Origin of the sequence: Caenispirillum bisanense (assembly GCF_039523075.1) — a bacterium.
In the GTDB taxonomy this organism is placed as follows: Bacteria; Pseudomonadota; Alphaproteobacteria; order Rhodospirillales; family Rhodospirillaceae; genus Caenispirillum; species Caenispirillum bisanense.
This window is the reverse complement of sequence record NZ_BAAAEP010000001.1, coordinates 218,955-237,350: the sequence shown is the minus strand read 5'-3', so window position 1 is coordinate 237,350 and position 18,396 is coordinate 218,955. Positions and strand designations below refer to the sequence as shown.

Below are 18,396 nucleotides of genomic sequence, written 5' to 3'. Positions count from 1 at the left end.
CAGCGGTCAATCTGGCGGGAAGCCGATAGGGCCTCCGGGAGGGGCCACCCCTGACTTCCGTCAGGGAGCCGCCGCGGCGCAGGCGGCCTCCGCCTCCGCCACCAGCGCCCGGTCGAGCAGCACGTAGGAGGTCAGCAGCATGGCCGCACCGGCGTAGAAGCCGTCGCGGTCGTGCTCGCCGCAGGCATCGCGGAAGGCCGGCAGCCACGACAGCAGATGGCGGTCGAGGAACCGCGCCTGACGCCGCCAGCTGGCGGCCATGGCGGCGCCGGTGGGGATGCCGCCGGCGGCCCGCCAGTCGTCCAGCCCCGCCTCCACCAGCTGCGCCATGAGGTCGAGCAGCACCGCCACGTGGTCGCGGTCACCGATGAGGGCGGCGGTGCCGTTGGCATCGCCGTCGCTGTCGCCGCCGTCGCCCTCTGCCGCAGCCTCGGCCTCGGGCAGCCAGTCGGAGGCGCGGGGCGAGACGCGGCCGTTCTCGAACAGGGCGGAGAAGTCGGCGCCAAGCGCCCGCGCCAGCGCGCCGTCATCGCGGGCCACGTCCAGCGCCGCTTCCATGCGCGCCGCCCCCGGCCGCAGGGCCGGCTCGGCCGCCAGGTTGTCCAGCACCGCCCGCCCCGGCCCCTTGCGGTAGGCCGACAGCAGCGCCGGGTCCAGGCGGCACGACAGCAGCCCGGCGAACCAGCGGTACAGCTCGGTCCGGCGCAGGCACTCGGTGATGAACGCGGTGTCGGAAGCGGAGGCGGTATCGGTCATGGCGGCGTCCTCGCGGTCGGGCCGCGACGCCCGAAAAACGGCGCCGCTGCCGGGGAGGGAATGGTGGGCGATGACGGGATCGAACCGCCGACCCTCTCGGTGTAAACGAGATGCTCTACCAGCTGAGCTAATCGCCCATTCCGTCCGGTGCGACCGGCCCGGGACCATGGACGGCGCGTGCCTCATATGACAGGCGGGGCGCCGGGTCTGTCAAGTATTCGTTCAAAACAAGAATGCCGGCCCTGCGGCCGGCATTCCGTAATACTTCGTCTGGCGGCCGATCAGCCGTTGACGGAATCCTTCAGGCCCTTGCCAGCCTTGAACTTCGGCTGCTTGGAGGCCGGGATCTTGATGGTCTCGCCGGTGCGGGGGTTGCGGCCCTCGCTGGCGGCGCGCTCGGCCACGGCGAAGGTGCCGAAGCCCACCAGGCGCACTTCGTCGCCCTTCTTCAGGGCCTCGGTGATGGCGTTGAACACGCCATCGACGGCCTTGCCGGCATCAGCCTTGGACAGGCCGCTGGCATCGGCAACGGCGGCAACGAGATCGTTCTTGTTCACTTGAGGGCCCCCTCTGCTAAAAGCAAAGACAAAATCTGGGTGCAATCAAAGGCAACGGTGACCGTTGATTTATCGGGGGGGAGTGTAAGGCCGGCATTTCGCGTCCGTCAATCGGGAAACCGCGGTTTTCCCCAGTTTTTCGCGCCTTTCCGGCTCATATCCCAGCTTGACAGAGGGGCATTTCGCGTTCCATCGCGAGAATAGCTCCCCCTTTAGAGCAACTTTTAGACAATTCCGAAAGCAGACGACAGCAAGTAGAGAGCCTCCCCTCCCCCGCCTGTCGACTGTCCCCCTCCGTCCGGCACCCCCCGAAAAAGACGAAGGCGGCCCCGCGGGACCGCCTTCGCATCGCTTTCGCCGGCAGGGCGGACGTCAGTGGGTGACCACCGCGTCGCCGCCGTCGGCCGACTTCACCGCCGGCACGTCCTCGTCGGAAGGTTCCTGCCACTCGATGGGCGTCAGTTCCTTCACCAGGGCGTGCAGCAGCACCTCGTCCACCGTGGACACCGGAATGATCTTCAGGCCGCGCTTCACGTTGTCCGGGATCTCGGCCAGATCCTTCTCGTTGTCGCGCGGGATGAGCACCCGCTTGATGCCGCCGCGCAGGGCCGCCAGCAGCTTCTCCTTCAGGCCGCCGATGGGCAGCACGCGGCCGCGCAGGGTGATCTCGCCGGTCATGGCGACATCCTTGCGCACCGCATTGCCGGTCAGCGCCGACACGATGGAGGTGCACATGGCAACGCCGGCCGACGGACCATCCTTGGGCGTGGCGCCTTCCGGCACGTGGACGTGGATGTCCCGCTTCTCGAACATGGTCGGCTTGATGCCGAAGCTGACCGAGCGCGAGCGCACGTAGGAGCGCGCCGCCTGGATTGACTCCTTCATCACGTCGCCCAGCTGGCCGGTGAGCATGAAGTTGCCCTTGCCCGGCAGGGTGACGGCCTCGATGGACAGCAGCTCGCCGCCCACCTCGGTCCACGCCAGGCCGGTGGTCACGCCCACCAGATCCTCGCGCTCCGCCTCGCCGTAGCGGTAGCGGCGCACGCCGGCGTATTTCGCCAGGTTGCGGCGGGTGATGGACACCTGCTTGATGGACTTTTCCACCAGCGTCTTGGTCGACTTGCGGGCGAGGTTCGCCAGCTCGCGTTCCAGATTGCGGACCCCGGCCTCGCGCGTGTAGTAGCGCACCAGATCGCGCAGCGCGTCCTCGCTGATGGCGAATTCCGCCTTCTTCAGGCCGTGCGCTTCCATCTGCTTGGGGATCAGGTGGCGGCGGGCGATCTCGACCTTCTCGTCCTCGGTGTAGCCGGACAGGCGGATGATCTCCATACGGTCCATCAGCGGCTGCGGCATGCGCAGGGTGTTGGCCGTGGTGACGAACATCACGTCCGACAGGTCGTAATCGACCTCCAGGTAATGGTCGTTGAAGGTGGAGTTCTGCGCCGGGTCCAGCACCTCCAGCAGCGCCGAGGACGGGTCGCCGCGCCAGTCGGCGCCCAGCTTGTCGATCTCGTCGAGCAGGAAGAACGGGTTGGACGACTTCGCCTTCTTCATGCCCTGGATGACCTTGCCGGGCATGGAGCCGATGTAGGTGCGCCGGTGGCCGCGGATCTCGCTTTCGTCGCGCACGCCGCCGAGCGACACGCGCACGAAGTTGCGGCCCGTCGCCTTGGCGATGGACTGGCCGAGCGACGTCTTGCCCACACCCGGCGGGCCGACGAGGCACAGGATCGGCCCCTTCAGCTTCTTGGTGCGCTGCTGCACCGCCAGATACTCAAGAATGCGCTCCTTCACCTTCTCCAGGCCGAAGTGATCGTCGTCCAGCACCTTCTTGGCGCGCTTCAGGTCGTAGTTGACGCGCGTCTTGGTCTGCCAGGGGATCGACAGCAGCCAGTCGAGATAGTTGCGCACCACCGTCGCTTCCGCCGACATGGGGCTCATGGAGCGCAGCTTCTTCAGCTCGCCCATGGCCTTTTCCTTGGCTTCCTTCGACAGCTTGGTGTTGTTGATCCGCTCCTCGATCTCCGAGGCTTCGTCGCGGCCTTCCTCGCCCTCGCCGAGTTCCTTCTGAATGGCCTTCAGCTGCTCGTTCAGATAGTACTCGCGCTGGGTCTTCTCCATCTGCCGCTTGACGCGGTTGCGGATCTTCTTCTCGACCTGCAGGACGCCGATCTCGCTTTCCATGAAGCCGTAGACGCGCTCCAGCCGGTCGGCGATGGCGGTGGTCTCCAGCAGTTCCTGCTTGTCGGCGATCTTCAGCGCCAGGTGCGAGGCGACCGTATCGGCCAGCTTGGCGGCATCGTCGATCTGGTTGATCGACACCAGCACCTCGGGCGGGATCTTCTTGTTCAGCTTGATGTACTGCTCGAACTGGCCGACCACGGAGCGGGACAGCGCCTCAAGCTCCTGGTTGTCCTGGTGTTCGTCGTCGAGCAGCTCCACCTCGGCCTGGAAGAAGTCGGCGTTGTCGGTGTAGCGCACGATGCGCGCGCGCTGGCCGCCTTCCACCAGCACCTTGACGGTGTCGTCGGGCAGCTTCAGCAGCTGCAGCACGGTCGAGACGGTGCCGACGGTGTAGATGTCGTCGGACTCGGGGTTGTCCTGGGCAGCGTTCTTCTGCGCCACCAGCAGGATCTGCTTGTCCTCGGCCATGACATCTTCAAGCGCCTTCACCGACTTCTCGCGGCCGACGAACAGCGGCACGATCATGTGCGGGAAGACAACGATGTCACGCAGCGGGAGGACAGGGAGGATGTCTCCGCGACCAGTCTCCACGATCATGTCCCTCTTGTAGCTTGGCGGCCGTCAAACGCACCGCCAGGTTGATCGGCTTTGGCCCTGATATGGGAGGCTCCAAAGCGGACGGCTAGGGTGAAGTCCCGAGGATGTCCGGCGGCGGCGACGCACCGGCGGATCGGTCGGGCTGAGGTGGAAAGGGCGCCCTCAGGCGCCCGTCCCGACCTCCTCGGAGCGGTCCGAGTATATGTACAGCGGTTTCGCCCGGCTCTCGGCGACCTCGCGGTTGACCACCACCTCTTCCACGCCTTCCATGCCCGGCAGGTCGAACATGGTGTCGAGCAGCATGCCTTCCATGATGGAACGCAGGCCGCGGGCGCCGGTCTTGCGGGCGATGGCCTTCTGGGCAATGGCCGCCAGGGCGTCGTCGGTGAGGGTGAGCTTGGTGCTCTCCATGTCGAACAGCTTCTGGTACTGCTTGACCAGGGCGTTCTTCGGCTTGGTGAGGATCTCGATCAGCGCCGGCTCGTCCAGGTCGTCCAGGGTGGCGATCACCGGCAGGCGGCCGACGAATTCCGGGATGAGGCCGTACTTCAGCAGGTCTTCCGGCTCCACCTCGCGCAGGATCTCGCCGGTACGGCGCTGCTCGGGGTCACGCACGGTGGCGCCGAAGCCGATGGAGGTGCCCTTGCCGCGGCCGGAGATGATCTTTTCCAGGCCGGCGAAGGCGCCGCCGCAGATGAACAGGATGTTGGTGGTGTCGACCTGCAGGAATTCCTGCTGCGGGTGCTTGCGGCCGCCCTGCGGGGGCACGCTGGCGACCGTGCCTTCCATGATCTTCAGCAGGGCCTGCTGCACGCCCTCGCCCGACACGTCGCGGGTGATGGAGGGGTTGTCGGACTTGCGGCTGATCTTGTCGATCTCGTCGATGTAGACGATGCCGCGCTGCGCCCGCTCCACGTTGTAGTCGGCGGCCTGCAGCAGCTTGAGGATGATGTTCTCCACATCCTCGCCCACGTAGCCGGCTTCGGTCAGCGTGGTGGCGTCGGCCATGGTGAAGGGCACGTCGAGGATGCGGGCGAGGGTCTGCGCCAGCAGCGTCTTGCCGCAGCCCGTCGGGCCGACCAGCAGGATGTTCGACTTGGCGATCTCGACCTCGTTGCCCTTGGCCCCGCCGTGCTGCAGCCGCTTGTAGTGGTTATGCACCGCCACCGACAGCACCCGCTTGGCGTGTGCCTGGCCGATCACATAGTCGTCCAGGACGGCCATGATGTCGCGGGGGGACGGGACGCCATCGCGGGAGCGGACAAGATTGCTCTTGTTCTCCTCGCGGATGATGTCCATGCACAGTTCCACGCATTCATCGCAGATGAACACCGTCGGCCCGGCGATGAGCTTGCGCACCTCGTGCTGGCTCTTCCCGCAGAACGAGCAATACAGGGTGTTCTTGGATGAATCGCCGCCAGAGGACTTGGTCATCGTGTCTCCACTCCGTGCGCGGCCGGCACCGCCGGTGCGCCGTCATCAGTTCGCGGCCGGCCGGCCCGCTTCGGAATCATGTTAGCCGGACCATCTGCCGCAGGACAATGCCTAAAACCTCTACGCCAGCCGGTGCGTAACGGATCGGACATCGTTTCCGCAAAATGGGGCGGCGGCACAGGCCCCGCAAGGCGCCGGCGGCGCTCTCGCCCGCTCGGGCGGCGAGCCCCGGCGGGGCGGATGGGCAGGACGAGGCCGCGGCGGCAGCGCCACGACCGGCAGCGGAGGTAGGGCACCGCCGCCAAAAGATCAAGGGACGCGGCGGCGGCCGCGTCCCTTTTCATGCACGACGGCCGCCGGATCATCCGGCGCCGGGCCTCAGCGGGCCGGCTGGTTGTCGGACTCGCGGCTCATGACCACCGTGTCGATCAGACCGAAGGCCTTGGCCTCTTCCGGCGTCATGAACTTGTCGCGCTCCATGGCGCGCTCGATCTCTTCCAGCGGCTGGCCGGTGTGCTTGACGTAGATCTTGTTCAGGCGGTCGCGGATGGAGAGGATCTCGCGGGCGTGGATCTCGATGTCCGCCGCCTGGCCCTGGAAGCCGCCGGACGGCTGGTGGACCATGATGCGCGAGTTGGGCAGCGAGAACCGCTTGTCCTTGGCGCCGCCGGTGAGCAGCAGCGAGCCCATGGACGCCGCCTGGCCGATCACCATGGTGGAGACGTCGCAGCGGATGTACTGCATGGTGTCGTACATGGCGAGGCCCGAGGTCACCACGCCGCCCGGCGAGTTGATGTAGAAGGCGATGTCCTTGGAGGGGTTCTCGGCTTCCAGGAACAGCAGCTGGGCGCAGATGAGCGCCGACACGTTATCCTGCACCTGACCGGTGAGGAAGATGATGCGCTCCTTCAGCAGGCGCGAATAGATGTCGTAGGAGCGTTCGCCGCGGTTGGTCTGCTCGACCACCATCGGAACCAGGTAGTTGTTGTAGACCTCGATCGGATCACGTTCGTACATGGGCTGCATCCAGTCCTGTTCCTGTGGTTCCCCGATATGCGGGGGACGCGGTCGAAATGCAATCGGGGCGGCGGCCGGAAAGCCGCCGCCCCGACATCAGAATGCGGCACGGACGAAGGGCCCGCCCGTCATCACTCGGCGTCGCCCTCGGCGGCCTCGGCCTTCTTGGCCTTCTTGGCGCCCGACTTCTTCGCCTTGGCCGGCTTTTCGCCCTCGCCCTCGGCGTCGGCGTCGTCCTGCTTCATCAGCTCGTCGACGGAGACGGTCTTGTCCTCGACCTTCGCCTTTTCGATGATGAAGTCGACGACCTTGTCTTCATAGATCGGGGCGCGCAGCTGGTCGATGGCGCCGCGGTTGTTCATGAAGTAGCTGAACACGGCCTGTTCCTGGCCGGGGAAGCGCGCGGCTTCGGCCATGATGGCGCGGTTCAGGTCTTCCTGAGTGACCTGCACCTCGTTCTTCTGACCGACGTCGGACAGCAGCAGGCCCAGGCGCACGCGACGCTCGGCCAGCTTGCGGTAGTCGGCCTTCAGCTCGTCGTCGGACTTGCCTTCGTCCTCGGGGTCCAGCTGGCCCTTTTCCTTGGCCTGCTCGACCTGCTTCCAGATGCCGTCGAATTCCATGTCGACCATGGACGGGGGCACCGGGAAGTCGTGGCCGTCGGCCAGCTTGTCCAGCAGCTCGCGCTTGACCTTCTGGCGGCTGACGTTGTCGTACTCGCGCTGGATCTGCTCGCGGATGGCGGTCTTCAGCGCCTCCAGGTCGTCCAGGCCGACCTTCTTGGCCAGCTCGTCGTCGATCTCCGGCACCTTCGGCTCGCGGATCTCGTGGACGGTGACGTCGAAGGTGACTTCGGCGCCCTTCAGGTTCTCGGCCGGGTATTCTTCCGGGAAGGTGACGGTGATGGTCTTCTGCTCACCGGCCTTCAGACCGACCACCTGCTCCTCGAAGCCGGGGATGAAGGTGCCCGAGCCCAGTTCCAGCTCGTAGCCCTCGGCCTTGCCGCCGGGGAACTCCTCGCCGTCCTTCTTGCCCACGAAGTCGATGAGGACGGCATCGCCCTCCTTCGCCTTGCGGGTCTTGGAGGTGACGGCTTCGTTGACCTTCTGGCTCTCGGCGATGCGCTTCAGCGCGTCTTCGATCTCCTGGTCGGCGACGTCGGCCTTCGGGCGGGTCAGCTCGACGGTGGAGAAGTCGACCGGGGTGATTTCCGGCAGCACTTCCACCGACAGGGTGAATTCCAGGTCGGCGTTCTCGTCGAACGACTGCAGATCGATCTTCGGCTGCATGGCCGGACGCAGGTTGTTCTCGGTGATGGCCTTCTCGGCGGCTTCCTGCACCGACTGCTCAACCACTTCGCCCAGCACGGACTGGCCGTAGCGCTTCTTGACCAGGCTCAGCGGCACCTTGCCGGGGCGGAAGCCCGGCATCTTCACCTGGGTGCTCAGCTCCTTCAGGCGGGCTTCGCTCTTGGCAGCAAGATCGGCAGCGGGCACGACCACCTTGAAATCGTGCTTCAGGCCCTCGGCGTGGGTTTCAGTAACCTGCATCTAGAGTCTCTATCTCTCGTGTCTGTGATCGACTCGGTGGGCGAGCCACGTGGCGCGGTTATAGCAAACCCGCCCGGCACCGCAAACCTGTGCCGGCGAAAAATAACGACGCACGACGGACCCCCACCACCGGCCGGCGACGAGGGCCGGTATGCGGACGGTTTCCCATTGGTGCGGCCGGAGGGACTCGAACCCACACACCTTGCGGCGCTGGAACCTAAATCCAGTGCGTCTACCAGTTCCGCCACGGCCGCGCCGGAAACCGGTCTTGTGCAACGGATGGGCGTCCGCGTCAAGACCACGCGGCAACGACCTGCGCTCCGTCGCCCTCATACCCTATGCACTTTGGTATATGACCTTCCGCCGAAGCATGGCGTTTGCCCCGCTTCACCGTTTTCAAGGGCTGAGAAATGGTATATGGACAGGCGCAACAGGGCTAGGTGCGAACCGATCGGATGAGGACGCCGGCCCGGAAAACAATGCAGCGGCGGAGAGTGAGATGTCGGACGATCTGGATCGCGTCGGTCGGTTGGGCTTCCTGCAGGTTGACGAGGAAACCCGCGGCCTGCTGCGCGAGTTCCGCGGCATTCTGGCGAGCAACATCGACGCCGTGCTCGACGCCTTCTACGGCTACGTCCGCCAGACGCCGGCCGTCGCCCGCCTGTTCGGCAGCGACGCCAGCATCCGCCACGCCCGCGACCAGCAGCGCAAGCACTGGCTCGACAACGTGTTCTCCGGCGAGTTCGGCGACGCCTACTTCCGGCAGGTGGTGATCATCGGCCGCACCCACGAGCGGGTGGGCCTGGAGCCGCGCTGGTACATCGCCGCCTATGCCTTCACCCTGAACAAGATCGTCCAGCTGGTCTACACCCACTACCGCAAGAAGCCGGAGCGCGCCGCCGCCATGCTGACGGCGGTGAACAAGGCGGTGTTCCTGGACATGGACGTCGCCATCTCGGTCTACATCCAGACCGCCCGCGAGACCGCCGCCCGCACCCTGAACGAGCACGCCTCCAAGTTCGAGAACGAGGTGCATGCCATGGTGGAGATCGTCGCCGCGGCGGCGACCGAGCTACAGTCCACCTCGCAGAACATGGCCGAAACCGCCGATCGCACCTCGTCGCAGTCGACCCTGGTCGCCAACGCGGCGGAACAGGCCGCCGGCAACGTCCAGACGGTGGCGGCGGCGGCCGAGGAGCTGCACGCCTCCATCTCCGAGATCAGCCGGCAGGTGGCGGAGAGCAACCGCATCTCCTCCGAAGCGGTGGAAGAGGCGGAACGCACCAACCAGCTGGTCAACGGCCTCGCCACCGCCGCCGGCAAGATCGGCGAGGTGGTGAAGCTCATCAACGACATCGCCAGCCAGACCAACCTGCTGGCGCTGAACGCCACCATCGAGGCGGCGCGCGCCGGCGATGCCGGCAAGGGCTTCGCCGTGGTCGCCGGCGAGGTGAAGAACCTCGCCAACCAGACCGCCCGCGCGACGGAAGACATCAGCCGCCAGATCACCGAGGTGCAGAACGCCACCCACAGCGCCGTCGGCGCCATCCAGGGCATCACCGGCACCATCGGCCGCATCAACGAGATCGCCTCTGCCATCGCCGCCGCGGTGGAACAGCAGGGCGCCGCGACCCAGGAAATCGCCCGCAACGTCCAGCAGGCCTCCAGCGGCACCAGCGAGGTGACCTCCAACATCTCCACCGTCACCGAGGCGGCGACGGAAACCGGCCATGCCGCCGGCGAGGTGCTGACCGCCGCCCGCGAGCTGAGCAACCAGTCCGAACGCCTGAAGTCGCAGGTGGACAGCTTCCTCTACGACATCCGCCATTCGGTGTGATCCCCACCGGGGCAGCACAAGCAGACGGGGCGGCTTCGCAGGAAGCCGCCCCGTTCTTCTGTCCGCACCGTCGCAGCGAGGCCAGCCCTAGTCCTTCAGCAGGCCCTTGATGACGCTGGAGGTGGCGACCTTGCCCTGGCCCTTGTACTGCTCGTGATTGCGCTCGATTTCGTTGAGCTTGTACAGGTAGTTGACCATCAGGCCGCAGGACTGCTTCAGTCCCTTGGCGGAAATGTCCCCGAGCCAGTTCAGCCGCTCTACCCGGGCGCCGTTGGAGAGGTGGAAGTGGGCGACCGGATCGCGTGCCCGCGGCGTGTCGCCATCGCCCTTCACCCGCTTCTCCTGCGCCAGATAGCGGCTGCACAGGCGCAGCAGCGGCGCCCGCAGGGCCTGTTCCAGCACCGGCTCGTCGTGCCAGCCGTCCACCGCCAGCATGGCCTTCAGGCTGCCCTTGGCGGCCAGGGCATCGCCGTCGCCGGCGTGCTGGCGCCACGCGGCGGTCAGCACCTTGCGCTCCGCCGGGGTCAGCAGGCCGGTTTCGCCTTCGGCCAGCGTCTCGTCCAGCCAGCCACGGAAGCCGGGGATGGGCGACAGGGTGGCGAAGGTCTTGAGGTTGGGGAACTCGTGGCTCAGTTCCTCCACCACCTTCTTGATCAGGAAGTTGCCGAAGCTGATGCCGTCCAGCCCGCGCTGGGCGTTGTTGATGCTGTAGAAGATGGCGGTGTCGGCGGTGGTCGGGTCCATCACCGGGGCGTCGGTGTCCAGCAGCGGCTGCACGTGCCCGGCCATGCCGTCCACCAGCGCCACCTCGACGAAGATCAGCGGTTCGTGCCGCATGCGCGGGTGGAAGAAGGCGTAGAGGCGGCGGTCGCTGTCCAGGCGGTTCTTCAGGTCGTCCCAGCCGTGGATGGTGTGCACCGCCTCGTAAGCGATGATCTTCTCCAGCACCACCGCCGGGCTCTGCCAGGTGAGGCGGTGCAGTTCCAGGAAGCCGACGTCGAACCACGACATCAGCAGCGCCTTCAGGTCGCCCTCCAGCCCGCCCAGGTCGCGGCTGCGGCGGGCCAGCGGCATCAGCTCCGCCCGCATGTCGACCAGGAACTTCACGCCGTCCGGCAGGGCGTTGAACTGGGTCAGCAGGCGCACCCGCGGCGCCTCCAGCTGGGCGCGCAGGGCCTGCTCGGCGCGCGCCCGCTGCTCCACCGTCTCAGCCTTGGACAGGGCGGCGCAGCAGGCCAGCACGGCGCCGTGGTCGGTGTCGAAGTCCGCCGCCATCAGGCGCAGGAAGCGTTCCCGACCGTGGCTGTCGAGCGACAGGAAGGCGCGGCCGAGGTCGGCGGCGCGGGCGCGGGCGGAAACGTCGCCGCCGCGCCCTTCCAGGCAGGCCTGCATCTGCGCCCGTACCTTGACGGCGTCCTCCTCCGGCAGGTCGGGGCGCAGCGGCGGCAGCGGCTCGCCGCGGGCCGGCGAGGCGATGTCGCGCCACAGCGAGGTCAGGTTCTTCAACCGTTCGAAGAAGCTCGGCGCCGTCTGTTCGGTCATGGCGTTCCCTGTTTCTTGTGCGCGTCCAACAGGTTGGACGTCAGTCTTCAGTGTGGTCCGAGAGCGCCCGCAGAACAACGGGAATCGCCTCGGGGATGTCCTCCGCCACCAGCCCTGGGCCGAAGGCCGCCGCCGCCGCGCCGTGCAGCCAGACGGCGGCGGCGGCCGCCTCGAAGGCCGGCATGCCCTGGGCCAGCAGGCCGAGCACCATGCCCGCCAGCACGTCGCCGCTGCCGGCGGTGGCGAGCGTCGGCGGCGCGTTGGCGTTGATGGCGGCGCGGCCGTCGGGGGCGGCGATCACCGTGTCCGGTCCCTTCAGAACCACCACCGCGCCCGATCGTTGCGCGGCGGCGCGGGCTTTCATCAGCCTGTCACCGTCCAGGTCGGGGAACAGGCGGGCGAACTCGCCGGCGTGGGGGGTGAGCACCGCCGGCGCCCGCAGGGTGTCGAACAGGGTCTGCGGCGCCGTCTCGAAGCTGGTCAGGGCATCGGCGTCGAGCACCAGCGCCCTGCCCGCCTCCGCCGCCGTCAGCACCATGCTGGCGAGCAGCGGCCCGCGACCGCCGCCGCTGCCCAGCAGCACGGCATTGTAGCGCTCGTCCCGCAGCAGTTCGGCCAGATCGCCGGCCCCGTCCACCGCCCGCACGATGCTGCCGGGCGCGTCCAGCTGATAGACCAGCCGCGCCGAGTCGGGGCAGCCGACGGTCAGCAGCCCCGCCCCCAGCCGCCGCGCCGCCCGCGCCGCCAGGCGGCCGGCGCCGGTCATGGTGCCGCCGCCGATCACCACCGCATGGCCGCGGCGGTACTTGTGATCCTCCGCCCGCGCTTGCGGCAGCTGCCACAGGGCCGGACCGTTGAGGAAGGCGGTGGGCGTCACCTCCTGCCCCAGCACCGCCGCCGGGATGCCGATGTCGGCCACCACCTGCTCGCCGCACAGGCCGCGTCCGGGATAGAGCACATGGCCCGGCTTGCGGCGGAAGAAGGTGACGGTGAGCCCGCAGCGCGGCGCCGCCCCCCGCACCAGCCCGCTGTTGCCGTCGACGCCGGAGGGCACGTCCACCGCCACGCAGTCGAGCCCGCGGGCGTTGATGGCCTCCACCACGTCCAGCGCCGGCCCCTCCAGGTCGCGGGTGAGGCCAGCGCCGAACAGGGCGTCGATAACCAGCGGCCGGCGCTCCAGCAGCGCCGCGTGCAGGGGCACCACCGGGCCGCGCCAGCGGGCGAACATGGCGGCGGCATCGCCCTTCAGCGCCGCCGGATCGCCCAGCAGCGCCACCGTCACCGGCCAGCCGCGGCGGGCCAGCAGGCGGGCGGCCACGAAGCCGTCGCCGCCGTTGTTGCCGGGGCCGCAGGCCACCAGCACCGGCCGGCGGGAAAAGCGCCGCCACACCGCCTGGGCCACCGCATGGCCGGCGGCCTCCATGAGGGTCAGGGTCGGCACCCCGCGGGCGGCGGCGGCCTGATCGGCGCGGGCCATTTCCTCCACCGTCAGCAGGGCGGCGTCGGCAGCCATGGTGCAAGTCCCTCCGCGTGGCCTGACGAGCAATGCCAACAAGGTACCCCTCCCGCCGGCGGATGCAAACGCTCCGAAGTCGGGGCCGCGACGCTTTCGCCCTGGCGCCGGGAGGGCTATATACAGGCTGGATCACACGACCGGCGGGGGTGCGCAAGTGAAGGTCCTGGTGATGGGTGCCGGCGTCGTCGGCACGGCGGCGGCCTGGTTCCTGGCCGACTCCGGCCACGAGGTGACGGTGATCGACCGCCAGCCCGGCCCCGGCCTCGAAACCAGCTTCGCCAACGGCGGCCAGATTTCCGCCAGCCATGTGGAGCCCTGGGCCGGACCGCGCACGCCGCTGATGGCGCTGAAGTGGCTGGGCGACCCCGATGCGCCGCTGGTGTTCCGCTGGGCGCGGTGGGACCCGGCGCTGTGGCTGTGGCTGATGCGCTTCCTGCGCAACTGCACGCCGGCCCGCGCCGCGCTGAACACCGAGCGGGCGCTGCGCATCGCCCTCTACAGCCGGGCCAGCCTGAAGGCCCTGCGCGCCGCCACCGGCATCACCTACGACGAGCGGCGCCTCGGCATCCTGCAGGTGTTCCACGACGAGCGGGAGTTCGAGGAGGGCCGCCGCCTCGCCGCCCATGTGGCCGCCAACGGCCTCGCCAGCAGCGTTCACGACCTTGCCGGCACCCTGGCGGTGGAGCCGGCGCTGAGCCATGTGGCCGATACCCTGCGCGGCGGCATCCACTTCCCCGACGACGAAAGCGGCGACGCCCACCTGTTCACCCGCCGCCTCGCCGCCCTGGCGGCGGAGCGGCTGGCGGTGGACTTCCGCCATGGCGTCACCATCCAGGGCATCGACAGCCGCGCCGGCGTCGTCACCGGCGTGCGCACCGATGCCGGCACCTTCGTCGCCGATGCCTACGTGCTGGCGCTGGGCAGCTGGAGCCCCCTGCTCGCCCGCGACCTTGGCCTGCGGCTGCCGATCTATCCCGCCAAGGGCTATTCCATCACCGTGCCGGTGTCCGATCCGCTGCCCGGCAATGCGCCGGGGGCGCCCACCGTGTCGGTCACCGATGGCGCCTACAAGATGGTGTTCTCCCGCCTCGGCGACCGCCTGCGCGCCGCCGGCACCGCCGAGTTGGCGGGCTGGGACACCACCCTGCGGCCGCGACGGGCGGAAACCATCGTCCGCAACACCCGCCGCCTGTTCCCGCTGGCCGGCGATTACGACGCGGCGGACCGTTGGTGCGGCCTGCGGCCGAAGACGCCGGACTCGGTGCCGATCCTCGGCCGCTCGCCGCTGCCGAACCTGTTCCTGAACACCGGCCACGGGGTGCTCGGCTGGACCATGAGCGTCGGCTCCGGCCGCATCATCGCCGACCTGGTATCGGGGCGGGAGCCGGAGGTGGACATCCGCGGCCTGGGGCTGGAGCGGTTCTAACGCCGCCCCGCGCCTACCACTCCGCCAGCACGTCCTCCGGCGCCGGCCGGTCGCGCGGGCCGGGCGGGTTGGCGACGGTGCCGAGGCCGATGAAGCCCACCAGCTCCTCCCCCTCCGCCAGCCCGAAGGCCTTGCGCAAGGCGGCCGTCGTCACCTCGCCGCCGCTGATGAGCATGCCGCCGTAGCCCATGGCCTCGGCGGCGAGCAGGATGTTCATGCAGGCGGCGCCGACGCTCATGGCCTGTTCCTGCACCGGAATGCTGGCGTTGCGGTCGGGGCGGAAGATCACCACCAGGGTTTCCGGCTCCTTGTGCGCCTTGGCGCGGGCGCGGTCGAGCGCCACCTCGGTCGGCTCCGGCTCCAGTTCCCGCTTGGCGGCGACGAAGGCCTCGGCCAGCCGCGGCCGCGACTCCGGCGCCACCCGCAGAACGCGCCACGGCCGCAGGTCGCCATGGTCGGGCGCGGTGACGGCGCAGGCGATGAGGGTGCGCATCTCCTCCACCGACGGCCCCGGCGCGGCCAGCCGGCGCGGTGCCACGCTGCGGCGGTTGAGGATCAGGTCGATGGCCGGATGGCGGCTGGTCATGGCGCGTCTCCTTGTCCTGGGGGGTCAGAAGCTGGGCGGGGTGCAGGCGGAAATCACCGTGCAGGGCTCGTCGCCGATGTTGCGGAAGCGGTGCGGCAGGCGGCTGTCGAACAGATAGGCGTCGCCGGGGCCGAGCACCCGCTTCTGCTCCGCCACCGTCACCTCCAGCCGGCCGGAGATGACGACGCCGCCTTCCTCCCCCTCATGCCGCAGCAGGATCTTGCCGGTGTCGGCGCCGGGGGCATAGCGCTCGTCGATCAGCTGCAGGGCCCGCCCGGTGAGGTCGGTGCCCACCTGCCGGTAGCTGATGCCGCCGCGCCCGATCTCCACCAGTTCGTTGGCGGGGAAGAACACCTTGCGTTCGGCTTCCTCCGGCAGTTCGAAGGCGAAGAACTCCGACAGCCCCATGGGGATGCCGTCGAGCACCCGCTTCAGGCTGCCGACCGAGGGGTTGATGCCGTTGCTTTCGATCAGCGAGACGGTGGCGTTGGTCACGCCCGCCCGCCGCGCCAGCTCCCGCTGCGACAGGCCGTGCTGCTGGCGCACGGCGCGCAATCTCGCACCAATGTTCAGGGTCATGCCGGGGCACCCCGTTAAGCGTGTTCACGATCCTGAACACGGTGCACCGCCGCATCTGTCTTTTCAAGCACTTAAGCCAGCGCAAGAAAACGGCTTGTTAAGCACCCGGCGCAGTGGGAGCCTGGGAGAAAGCCGGCTCAACCGGCCACAAACCCAGCCCCCACGGAGGTCTTCATGCTGGACGCGCCCAACGTCAACGATCTTGGCCCGTTCTGGATGCCGTTCACGGCCAACCGGCAGTTCAAGTCGGCGCCGCGCATGTTCGTCGCTGCCGAGGGCATGCACTACACCACGTCCGAGGGGCGCAAGGTGGTGGACGGCACCGCCGGCCTGTGGTGCGTCAACGCCGGCCACGGCAACCCGAAGATCACCCAGGCGATCCAGAAGCAGGCGGCGGAGATGGATTACGCCCCCGCCTTCCAGATGGGTCACCCGAAGGCGTTCGAGCTGGCGAGCCGTCTGGTGTCCATGATGCCGGGGGACCTTGACCATGTGTTCTACACCAACTCGGGGTCGGAGAGCGTCGACACGGCGCTGAAGATCGCCCTGGCCTACCACCGCGCCCGTGGCGACGCCTCCCGCACCCGGCTGATCGGGCGCGAGCGCGGCTATCACGGCGTCGGCTTCGGCGGCATTTCGGTCGGCGGCATCGTCAACAACCGCCGCTTCTTCGGCTCGCTGCTGGCCGGCGTCGACCACATGCGCCACACCCACCTGCCTGAGAAGAACGCCTTCTCCCGCGGCCAGCCGGAGCACGGTGCCGAACTGGCCGACGACCTGGAGCGCATCGTCGCCCTGCACGGGGCGGAAACCATCGCCGCCGTCATCGTCGAGCCCATGGCCGGCTCCACCGGCGTGCTGATGCCGCCCAAGGGCTACCTGGAGCGCCTGCGCGCCATCTGCGACAAGCACGGCATCCTGCTGATCTTCGACGAGGTCATCACCGGTTTCGGCCGCCTCGGCAGCCCCTTCGCGGTGGACCACTTCGGTGTCATGCCCGACCTGGTGACCGCCGCCAAGGGCCTGACCAACGGCGCCGTGCCCATGGGCTGCGTGTTCGCCCGCAAGCACATCTACGATGCCTTCATGACCGGCCCCGAAGGCGCCATCGAGCTGTTCCACGGCTACACCTACTCCGGCCACCCGCTGGCCTGCGCCGCCGGCCTCGCCACCATGGACGTCTACCGCGACGAAGGCCTGTTCGAGCGCTGCGCCGAGATGGCGCCGTACTGGGAAGAGGCGGTGCACAGCCTGAAGGGCGCCCGCCACGTCATCGACCTGCGCAACATGGGCCTGATCGCCGGCATCGAGCTGGAGCCGCGCGAGGGCAAGCCGACGGCGCGCGCCTTCGAGGCCTTCCTGAAGTGCTATGACCGCGGCGTGCTGATCCGCACCACCGGCGACATCATCGCCCTGTCGCCGCCGCTGATCATCGAAAAGGAACACATCGACATCATCTTCTCCACCATCCGCGATGTGCTGAACGAACTGGACTGACGACGGATCAACCACCAAGGCACAAAGACACCAAGAGGACTTTCACCGCCGCGCCGCCCGGCCCTGTCTTCGACATCTCCGCCCGCACGGTCTCTTGGTGACTTGGTGTCTTGGTGGTTGGCAACACCACGACAGGGAGTCCTCAGATGCTCATTGGCGTTCCCAAGGAAATCAAGAACCACGAGTATCGGGTGGGCCTCACCCCGGCCAGCGTGCGTGAACTGGTTCACCACGGGCACGAGGTGATGGTCCAGGCCAATGCCGGCGGGGCCATCGCGCTCACCGACGAGGCCTATGCGGCGGCCGGCGCCCGCATCGTCGATACGCCGGAGGAGATCTTCGCCAAGGCCGAGATGGTGGTGAAGGTCAAGGAACCGCAGCCGCACGAATGCCGCATGCTGCGCCAGGGCCAGCTGCTGTTCACCTACCTCCACCTGGCGCCGGACCCGGAGCAGGCGCGGCTGCTGAAGGAGTCGGGCTGCGTCGCCGTCGCCTATGAAACCGTCACCGACGCCCGTGGCGGCCTGCCGCTGCTGGCGCCCATGTCGGAGGTGGCGGGGCGCATGTCCATCCAGGCCGACGCCCGGGCGCTGGAGAAATCGGCCGGCGGCCGCGGCGTGCTGCTGGGCGGCGTGCCGGGGGTGCCCTCGGGCAAGGTGGTGATCCTGGGCGGCGGCGTGGTCGGCACCAATGCCGCCAAGATGGCCATGGGGCTGGAGGCCGAGGTGGTCGTGCTCGACAAGTCGGTCAACCGCCTGAAGGAGCTGGACCTGGTGTTCGGCGGCCGCATGCAGACCATCTACTCCACCCGCGACAGCGTGGAGGAGTATGTCTGCCAGGCCGACCTGGTGATCGGCGCCGTGCTGGTGCCGGGCGCCTCCGCCCCCAAGCTGGTGGACCGCGCCATGCTGTCGAAGATGCGCAAGGGCGCGGTGGTGGTCGACGTCGCCATCGACCAGGGCGGGTGCTTCGAGACCTCCAAACCCACCACCCATGCCGATCCGACCTACATCGTCGACGACATCGTGCATTACTGCGTCGCCAACATGCCGGGCGGTGTGGCCCGCACCTCCACCTTCGCCCTCAACAACGCCACCCTGCCGTTTGCCCTGGCGCTGGCGGACAAGGGCTGGCGGCAGGCGCTGGCCGACGACCCGCACCTGATGAACGGCCTCAACGTCTGCCATGGCGAGATCACCCACCCCGCCGTCGCCGAGGCGCTGGGCTACGACCTGACCGCGGCCGAGAAAGCGATAGCGGCCTGAGGGCCGCCGAAACAGCCACTGCGGCCTGACGCAAGAAAATCCCCAGGGAGGAC

14 protein-coding genes and 2 tRNA genes are annotated in these 18,396 nt (G+C 68.4%); 4 read left to right on the top strand and 12 right to left on the bottom strand.

Features of this window, described 5'->3' with window-relative positions; translation table 11 throughout:
- Nucleotides 1-60: 60 nt before the first annotated feature.
- The 8 genes from ABD056_RS01120 to ABD056_RS01085 all read right to left on the bottom strand — a co-directional run bounded on the left by ABD056_RS01120 (nt 61) and on the right by ABD056_RS01085 (nt 8,349).
- Nucleotides 61-756: a TorD/DmsD family molecular chaperone gene (locus ABD056_RS01120; RefSeq protein ID WP_343863568.1), complete on the bottom strand. Its 696-nt coding sequence runs from the start codon at nt 754-756 to the stop codon at nt 61-63.
- A gap of 61 nt (nt 757-817) precedes the next feature.
- Nucleotides 818-893 (bottom strand) — tRNA-Val (locus ABD056_RS01115).
- Nucleotides 894-1,037: 144 nt separating this feature from the next.
- A complete protein-coding gene (locus ABD056_RS01110; protein ID WP_343863566.1) occupies nt 1,038-1,313 on the bottom strand; it encodes an HU family DNA-binding protein in 276 nt (91 codons plus the stop codon).
- A 372-nt stretch (nt 1,314-1,685) separates the two neighbouring features.
- Entirely contained in the window at nt 1,686-4,094 is a 2,409-nt protein-coding gene (lon, locus tag ABD056_RS01105; RefSeq protein ID WP_425544993.1) for an endopeptidase La, read from the bottom strand.
- Nucleotides 4,095-4,256: 162 nt separating this feature from the next.
- Nucleotides 4,257-5,528 (bottom strand): ATP-dependent Clp protease ATP-binding subunit ClpX, encoded by a 1,272-nt coding sequence (gene clpX / locus ABD056_RS01100; RefSeq protein ID WP_343863564.1) that lies wholly within the window; start codon nt 5,526-5,528, stop codon nt 4,257-4,259.
- Nucleotides 5,529-5,906: 378 nt separating this feature from the next.
- Nucleotides 5,907-6,545 carry an ATP-dependent Clp endopeptidase proteolytic subunit ClpP gene (clpP, locus tag ABD056_RS01095; protein ID WP_343863746.1) on the bottom strand — a complete coding sequence of 213 codons (639 nt, stop codon included), beginning with the start codon at nt 6,543-6,545 and terminating at the stop codon, nt 5,907-5,909.
- A gap of 131 nt (nt 6,546-6,676) precedes the next feature.
- On the bottom strand, nt 6,677-8,095 hold the full coding sequence (gene tig / locus ABD056_RS01090) for a trigger factor (protein WP_343863562.1): 1,419 nt from the start codon (nt 8,093-8,095) through the stop codon (nt 6,677-6,679).
- 169 nt (nt 8,096-8,264) lie between these two features.
- Nucleotides 8,265-8,349, bottom strand: a tRNA-Leu gene (locus tag ABD056_RS01085).
- Between the two features lie 245 nt (nt 8,350-8,594).
- Here ABD056_RS01085 and ABD056_RS01080 point away from each other — a divergent pair.
- Nucleotides 8,595-9,932, top strand: coding sequence for a protoglobin domain-containing protein (locus tag ABD056_RS01080; protein ID WP_343863560.1), 1,338 nt, complete (start codon nt 8,595-8,597; stop codon nt 9,930-9,932).
- Between the two features lie 87 nt (nt 9,933-10,019).
- Here ABD056_RS01080 and ABD056_RS01075 read toward each other — a convergent pair whose 3' ends face one another.
- Together ABD056_RS01075 and ABD056_RS01070 are read right to left on the bottom strand one after the other, a co-directional pair.
- The gene (locus tag ABD056_RS01075; protein WP_343863558.1) at nt 10,020-11,474 is read right to left on the bottom strand and encodes a malonyl-CoA decarboxylase; all 1,455 of its coding nucleotides are present in this window, start codon (nt 11,472-11,474) and stop codon (nt 10,020-10,022) included.
- Between the two features lie 40 nt (nt 11,475-11,514).
- A complete protein-coding gene (locus tag ABD056_RS01070) occupies nt 11,515-12,987 on the bottom strand; it encodes an NAD(P)H-hydrate dehydratase (RefSeq protein ID WP_343863556.1) in 1,473 nt (490 codons plus the stop codon).
- A 157-nt stretch (nt 12,988-13,144) separates the two neighbouring features.
- Between ABD056_RS01070 and ABD056_RS01065 the strand changes: the two genes are divergently transcribed.
- Complete coding sequence (locus ABD056_RS01065) at nt 13,145-14,416, top strand: D-amino acid dehydrogenase (RefSeq protein WP_343863554.1); 1,272 nt, start codon at nt 13,145-13,147, stop codon at nt 14,414-14,416.
- 13 nt (nt 14,417-14,429) lie between these two features.
- On the opposite strand, the gene ABD056_RS01060 is transcribed toward ABD056_RS01065, so the two are convergent.
- Together ABD056_RS01060 and ABD056_RS01055 are read right to left on the bottom strand one after the other, a co-directional pair.
- Nucleotides 14,430-15,002, bottom strand: coding sequence for a nitroreductase family protein (locus ABD056_RS01060; protein WP_343863552.1), 573 nt, complete (start codon nt 15,000-15,002; stop codon nt 14,430-14,432).
- Nucleotides 15,003-15,026: 24 nt separating this feature from the next.
- Nucleotides 15,027-15,581: a cupin domain-containing protein gene (locus ABD056_RS01055; RefSeq protein ID WP_343863551.1), complete on the bottom strand. Its 555-nt coding sequence runs from the start codon at nt 15,579-15,581 to the stop codon at nt 15,027-15,029.
- A gap of 174 nt (nt 15,582-15,755) precedes the next feature.
- Here ABD056_RS01055 and aptA point away from each other — a divergent pair, with 174 nt between their 5' ends.
- Both aptA and ald read left to right on the top strand, forming a co-directional pair.
- A complete protein-coding gene (gene aptA, locus ABD056_RS01050; RefSeq protein WP_343863550.1) occupies nt 15,756-17,078 on the top strand; it encodes an omega-aminotransferase AptA in 1,323 nt (440 codons plus the stop codon).
- Nucleotides 17,079-17,224: 146 nt separating this feature from the next.
- Nucleotides 17,225-18,343, top strand: a complete 1,119-nt coding sequence (gene ald, locus ABD056_RS01045) for an alanine dehydrogenase (protein ID WP_343863548.1) — start codon at nt 17,225-17,227, stop codon at nt 18,341-18,343.
- Nucleotides 18,344-18,396 lie beyond the last annotated feature (53 nt).